Genomic DNA, 1184 nt, shown 5'->3' on the forward strand with positions numbered 1-1184 from the left:
CGCCGCTGTTATTGGAAAAAATCAAAACCATCAGCCAAGAGCGTGTTGTACGTTTAAATCGTAAATATGAAATTAAGAAATCACTCAAAAAATCATTGCTCGGCAATAGCCCACAGATTAATCTCATCCGAGAGCAAGTATCCCTGTTCTCGCAAATGGACAAAGACATTTTAATCGCCGGAGAACCGGGCACCGGGAAAAATACGGTCGCTGAACTGCTGCTCGAGTTAAGTTCACGGCATGAACACCCGCAGCTGATTTTCAATGCAGTTATTCATGATGACTTTGAACAATTCAAAATGCAAATCAAGCAATGTGCCTATGGTTCATGCCTGATTATCAGCCCTGAGCAGCTCTCGTTACCGCACCAACAATGGCTTACGATGTTTCTGTTGGAAAATGATCGCGCCGAGGTTAAAAAGCTGCGCTTTATCTTCATCATTCAACATGATGCAGACAGTTTATTACAGCAAGGGGCTTTACTGCCTGAACTGTATTATTTTTTATCGCAGTTTCGCATTACACTACCCGCGCTACGCAATCGCAAGCGAGATATCAGAACATTATTTATCCATTTTGTAAAAAGATCCTGCCTTCGCTTAGGTAAAGAAACACCCGAGTTTATCGATGAATATATCTATAAACTCGAAGAACATACTTGGCACAACAATATCCGAGAGTTAAAGCATGTTGCCGAGCTTTATGCCATTGGTATGGTGGATACCCTCAGTAAGCAGGCAGATAAATCGGTCGCGCCAGTCAGTGGCGATCTGGATGAAATGCTAAATGACTACGAACGCAAACTCTTAGAAGATGCGCTGTTTATCTTTTCCGGCAAGATCACTGAAACCGCCAACCATCTCGGTATTCCACGCAAAAAGCTGTATTTGAAAATGAAAAAGCACAATCTAGATAAAAATGCGTTTAAAGCCAGATAGTTAAACCGGTTTTGTTTTCGTTTTCATCGGCTAGCGTTTTACTTTGCTTCCGCGTTAAAACGATACACTACGACACATTCACTTAAGTACCGTCACCTCCAGCAATCAATGCCCATGCTAGGGTATGGCAAAGAGTTAGCGTGATGCCGATATCGGGTCACGCCTAACTCGCATTTCGAGGAGGTCTATTTGCTGCGAACTTTATTCTCATCACCGGTATCCGTGACCGAAACCGTGTTGGCCAGA

General features: G+C 43.2%; 1 protein-coding gene. It reads left to right on the forward strand.

Annotated features, from left to right (window positions below; translation table 11 throughout):
- On the forward strand, positions 1 to 938 hold a 938-nt coding region (locus tag ACRC27_RS00140), incomplete at its 5' end, for a sigma 54-interacting transcriptional regulator (RefSeq protein WP_438638766.1).
- Between the last annotated feature and the right edge of the window lie 246 nt (positions 939 to 1184).

The sequence above is a fragment of the Plesiomonas sp. genome (genome assembly GCF_051650925.1).
Classification (GTDB): domain Bacteria; phylum Pseudomonadota; class Gammaproteobacteria; order Enterobacterales; family CAMTGL01; genus Plesiomonas.